Below are 5,372 nucleotides of genomic sequence, written 5' to 3' on the forward strand. Positions count from 1 at the left end.
TATGAATAAGGTGCTGTTTGCAGCAAGGTCGGCTTCCTAGTGGGAAGAAAGCTTGACGCGACAGCAGAAGAGAAGATTCTGACAGGGCATCAACTTATGGTGTGGGGTTGGATATGTCGGAAAATCTTGAGCTGCAAGACGCAGTGGGGCGTTTCTTAAAAATCATTGGGCGCTACTCGTTGCTCACTGCCGAGGAAGAACTGCGTCTGGCCCACCAAGTGCAGCGGATGATGGCCCTTCTGGAGCAGCGGCGGCAGCACGAGTCGCTGGAGGATTGGAGCCAACGGCTGGGGATCCCTTTAGAGGAGCTGCAGCAGATCCTGCGGCAGGGGGAAGCCGCCAAGAAGCGCATGGTGGAGTGCAACCTGCGCCTGGTGGTGTCGATTGCCAAGCGCTACCGCAACCGCGGTCTGCCCTTTCTGGATCTGATTCAGGAGGGCACCATCGGCCTCACCCGCGCCGTGGAAAAGTTCGATCCCACGCGGGGGTACAAGTTCTCCACCTACGCTACCTGGTGGATCCGGCAGAGCGTGAACCGCGGCATCCAAAACAAGGGGCGCCTGATCCGGCTGCCCGCCCACATGTACGAGAAGGTCTCCCAGGTGAAGCGGCGCTACCGCGAGCTGTCCGCCGAAAGGGGATCCCGGCCTGCCGCAGAGGAAGTTTTCGATTCGCTGGATATTGGCGACAACTACCGCGAACTGATCACCCGCCACATGGCGGAGATGCGTTCTTTGAATGTGGGAGTAGGGGACGAAGACGGCACCGAGCTGCAACATTTTATCCCCGACGAGGACAACGATCCGGTCGAACATCTGAACCGGGTTGCCCATTGCGAGGAGGTGCGCGCTCTGGTGGGCCAACTGAGCGAACGCGAGCAGCAGGTAATTGTGGCCCGCTATGGGCTGGATGGGTCGAAGGGCCTGACGTTGCGGGAGATCGGGGAGCACATCGGTCTTTCGCGGGAGCGAGTCCGACAGATTGAGCGGCGGGCCCTGCGGAAATTGCGGCGGCTGCAGCAGGAATACTCCACCCCCAAGGCCGGCAGACAGCTCAACTCCCCAAGCTAACCGGAGCCTGCCCCTCTATAGAAGGGCTTTTTTACCACTTCGGCGGGCCGGCGCTGGCCCCGAATCTCAATCTCCAGCCGGGATCCCACCTTGGCCCAAGTTGAATCCACATATCCCAGGCCAATGCCGTAGCCCAAGGTAGGAGAATGGCTGCCGCTGGTTACCCGCCCGATCGGCTCAGGGGAGTTGGGAGCGTAGATGGCATAGCCGCTGCGGGGAATGGCTCGATCCAATAGGCGAAACCCCACCAGGCGACGCGGGATCCCTTGCTCGCGTTGACGTTCGAGGGCCAGCTTGCCAATGTAGTCCCCTGGATTGTTGACCAACCAACCCAAGTCAGCTTCCAGGGGAGTGGTGCTCTCGTCCATGTCCTGGCCGTAGAGGCAAAAAGCAGCCTCTAGGCGCAGGGTATCGCGGCAGCCGAAGCCACAGGGCTGTACTCCTGCCTGCACCAGTTGCTCCCAGAGCCAGCAGCCCTCTGGGGGGCTAAGCAAGATCTCAAAGCCGTCTTCTCCGGTGTAGCCGGTGCGGGCCACAAAGACCCTTGCCCCTGAGGATCCCCCTTTTTGAGGAGCAAACTGCCCGTGTTGAAAGCGGCGCAAAGCCTTCAGGGATCCCGCCAAAAAGGGCTGAAGGACCTCTTCCGCTGCCGGCCCCTGCACCGCCAGCAGCACTTGGGACTCGGTGTGATCCTGCAGTTCCAACCCAGGGATCCCCTGCTGCTGCAGCCACTCCCTATCTTTGTGGCGGGTGGCCGCGTTGACGATCAGGCTCCAGTGCTCCAGCTCCCCTTCCGGTGGATGCCGGTAGAAGATGACATCGTCCACAATGCCCCCCAGCGGATTGAGCAAAACCGTGTAGCGAGCGGATCCCGCCCGAACGGCGGCCAGGTCGCTGGGCACCAGCCGGCTGAGGTGGGATCCCAGCTCTGGCCCCCAGAGCTCGAACTTGCCCATGTGGGAGATGTCGAAGACGCCCGCCCGCTCCCGCACTGCTCGATGCTCGGCCACCACCCCCTGGTACTGCAGGGGCATTTCCCAGCCGGCAAAGGAGACAAACCGCGCCCCCAAGGCTTGATGGAAGGGAAACAGGGGGGTGCGCTGCAGGGAAGTTGTGCCCATCAACGGATCTCTAAGAATCAAGGACTAGGATAAACGCACCGTCGCCGATTCTCCGAGCTTGTCCAGTGCCTTCTGTCCCTGCCATGATCCGCAATTGACAAGCTGGAGCGATCCCTGCAGTTCTGCTGCGACGTTTTGGGAGGCAGCACCGTGAGGCCGTTGTCAGTTAGCCGATCCACCTACGGTTAATTGTCCCAACACGTTGATGTCGAAGGTGAAGTTGATCGTCACCGAGTTGCCCTCATAGGCTTCAGGCAGAGGCAAAAAGGGTGCCGCCCGCTGAATCGCCGTCAGCGCCGCGTCGTCGGTTTGTTGGCTGCCAGATGTGCGCCCTAAGCGAATGCTCTGTAGGTCGCCGGCTCGACCCACGGTGAAGATCACCACCGTGCGGCGGGAAGTGCCGGTCTGCCCTGGGATCCAATTTTGTTCCACTTTCCGTTGCAAAGCTGCCAGCCAAGGGCCCCAATCCACATTGGCCCGCGCCGCCACACTGGGGGGGTTGGGAGCCGACTGGGTGGGGTTGGCCAAGCCGCTGGCTCCTCTGCCCTGGATCCCGGCCCCATCACTGGGAGCGGAAGCGCTGATGGGCGGCCCCAACTGGGAAGCATCGGAGGGCCGCTCAGCAGGGAGAACCTCCGTCGGCGGTTGGGGAGCAGGCGCAACGGGCTGCAATTGGCTGAGATCCGAAGCCCGCTCGCTGGGCTGCACGGGTAGAGGCTCGGCGGTGGGGGGAGGCGTGGGAGCCGGCGTGGCAGGAGGAGCAGCCGCCACGGGCGGCGGGGTCTGGGTGGGAGTGGGTCGGGGGGCTGCAGTTGGGGTTGCCGCAGGCCGAGGAGGAGCCGGAGGCGCAGTTGGTGTGGGGGGTGGGGTAGGTCTAGGAGTGGCCAGGGCAACTTCCGCCGGGGCAGGTGGTGGCACAGGGGCAGGCTGCTGTGGTTGCGGCGGCTGGGGTTGGGGAGCCTCCTGGCGAGGAGCAGCCTGGGATTGGGGTGGACTGCCCTGGGAAGGAGGGGCTTCCGCCCGTTTGCCCCCATCGCGGGAATCCACTTCTGAAACCAGCTTTGCCTCTTCCGGCGGCTTGAGATCTTCTGGCTCCAGAAGGATAAACTCGATGGCTTTTTGTTCTTCCTGGCGAAGCGGCCAAAACCGACTCCAGTAGAGCAAGGCCAGCAGCGCCAGCGCATGCAGCAACAAGGACAGCGCCACCATCCAAAAAAAATCGCGCGACTCGTCCTCGCGGCGGCGCTGTTCAACCCAGATGCTGGCCATGGCCAAGATTGCCCCTTCTTACAAACCTCTCAACACACCGAGTTCTCTTGTTGCAGACTCGGCCACTCCGTCCCGCTGACGCGAGCGGATTACACACTAGCTAGTGTTATAGCATCCGAGCCGTTGGCACTCCTGCGCAAAGGCGTACAGCTTGGGCCTGAGAAGGGATCCCACCTGGCAGCAGCCGTTCCAAAATCGCCTACCTTGATAAAGAGCAGGGATCCTGAGTCGAGCAGGCTGCTTTGCGAGAGAGCCCATGGAACCCATCCGCTTTCATCTGGCCTTTCCCGTTGCCGATATTGCCTTGGCCAAGACTTACTACGGCGAGGGCTTGGGTTGCCAAATCGGTCGGGAAACGCCTGTTTCAGTCATTTTGAACCTCTATGGCCATCAACTGGTGGCCCACCTCACCCAGGAAGAGCTGAGGCCCCAGCGGGGCATCTACCCCCGCCACTTTGGCCTGATCTTCCCTGCCCAAGCAGATTGGCAGGCGCTGGCTGAGCGGGCCCAGGCACGGGGATTGCCTTTCTATCAGGAGCCGCGCTGGCGCTTTGTCGGCACCCCCCTGGAGCACGGCACCTTCTTTTTGCAGGATCCCTTTTACAACCTGCTGGAGTTTAAGCACTACCGCCACACCACCGCCATTTTCGGGGAGCGGGAATGGGCCATGGTCGGGGATGAGGCTTCGCACCGCTCGCGGGAACACCCCTCGGCCCACTCAGGTGGTGGCGAAAGTGGCACATAGCGCGAACAGGAGGGATCCTTTGGCCACTCAACCCCTAGGCCCTGCGCGCGGCCCCATTTGGCAGATGGATTTTAACGCCGTTCCGCTGCGGGATGCGCAGGAGCGGCGGGTTTGGGAGCTGCTGGTGTGCGATGCCAGCGGCCAGTTTCGCCAGGCCCAGTACTGCAGCAACCAAGAGGTCAATAGCACCTGGGTGGCCCAACAGTTGCGCAGCTATTTGGAAGTGGCCCCCCAGCCCCCTTCGGCCATTCGCGTCTTCCGCGCCCGCATGAGCTCCATTTTGCAACGGGCCTGCAACGCCGTTGGGATCCCGATGCTGCCCAGCCGCCGCGTCTATGCCCTCAAGGCCTGGATGCGGGAACGGGCAGAGCAGGTTTACCCTCAGGAAACCCAATTTACCTACAGCCCCGAGCCGCCGGTGGAGACGGATCCGCCGGATCCCATCCCCCTGCCGGACAAGTTGCAGGGGGAGCGCTGGGCGTTCGTTACCTTGCGGGCCGGGGATCTGCGGGATGCCGAGACCTGGCCAATGGAATTTGGCGAGCTGTTCCCCCTAAACTGGGAGGCCCTGGCGCCTGACACCATCATTCCTGGGTTGGTGATTGCCTCGCGGCGGGCGCTGCCCATAGCAGCCTGGCTGAGCGGTATGGAGCCTGCCTACTTGACGGTGGCGGAGGGACGGCTGCTGTTCGAGGCTGGCCTCAGCGATTGCTACCTGTTTGCGCAACTAAAAGATGAAAAGCTGCAAGCGGAAGCAGAAGGCTTTGCCCAACGCCAACGCCAAGCCCAAGGGATCCACTTCCTCGCCATCCAAAGCGATTTCCGGGCCCAGTCTTTCGCCGGCTTTTGGCTGATGCAGCATCCCCTTTAAAACCGTTGTCGGCCCCTTACGTGGATCCTCAAGCTAGCTGTGTTGGCAAAGCAACACAAAAACGGTAGCAGCGGCTCCGCGAGCGCCTCGCCAAATCCCGCAAAGGCCGATTCTTTCGTTGACCCGCTCGATGCCTTGCGCCACAAGGCTTTCAGGCCTCTCACCCCCCTCTTCCAGGCTCTTTTTTGCCGTCTTCGACCGACCCCCTCGCAAATGGGTCTTGCATTCCTTGCCCCGCTTGGGTTTAATAAGGGTAGAGGTTCCCCTTCGGGGGGATCCCTAGAAATTGGAAACCT

At 61.9% G+C, this 5,372-nt stretch carries 5 protein-coding genes; 3 read left to right on the forward strand and 2 right to left on the reverse strand.

Translation table 11 applies throughout. From position 1 onward, the window contains the following. Positions 1 to 113: 113 nt before the first annotated feature. Positions 114 to 1,070, forward strand: a complete 957-nt coding sequence (locus NW857_RS12105; protein ID WP_414335953.1) for a sigma-70 family RNA polymerase sigma factor — start codon at positions 114 to 116, stop codon at positions 1,068 to 1,070. Here the strand turns inward: NW857_RS12105 and gcvT are convergent. Together gcvT and NW857_RS12115 are read right to left on the reverse strand one after the other, a co-directional pair. Then, positions 1,067 to 2,191 (reverse strand): glycine cleavage system aminomethyltransferase GcvT, encoded by a 1,125-nt coding sequence (gene gcvT / locus NW857_RS12110; protein WP_414369077.1) that lies wholly within the window; start codon positions 2,189 to 2,191, stop codon positions 1,067 to 1,069. The two genes, NW857_RS12105 and gcvT, sit on opposite strands and share 4 nt — an antisense overlap. Before the next feature lie 162 nt (positions 2,192 to 2,353). Further along, positions 2,354 to 3,460, reverse strand: coding sequence for an energy transducer TonB (locus NW857_RS12115; protein ID WP_414369079.1), 1,107 nt, complete (start codon positions 3,458 to 3,460; stop codon positions 2,354 to 2,356). A gap of 256 nt (positions 3,461 to 3,716) precedes the next feature. Here NW857_RS12115 and NW857_RS12120 point away from each other — a divergent pair, with 256 nt between their 5' ends. Next, positions 3,717 to 4,205 carry a VOC family protein gene (locus tag NW857_RS12120; protein WP_414335947.1) on the forward strand — a complete coding sequence of 163 codons (489 nt, stop codon included), beginning with the start codon at positions 3,717 to 3,719 and terminating at the stop codon, positions 4,203 to 4,205. A gap of 19 nt (positions 4,206 to 4,224) precedes the next feature. Further along, entirely contained in the window at positions 4,225 to 5,076 is an 852-nt protein-coding gene (locus NW857_RS12125) for a Tab2 family RNA-binding protein (RefSeq protein ID WP_414369081.1), read from the forward strand. The last annotated feature ends 296 nt before the right edge of the window (positions 5,077 to 5,372 follow it).

Source organism: Synechococcus sp. H55.9, from assembly GCF_047462355.1.
GTDB lineage: Bacteria > Cyanobacteriota > Cyanobacteriia > Thermostichales > Thermostichaceae > Thermostichus.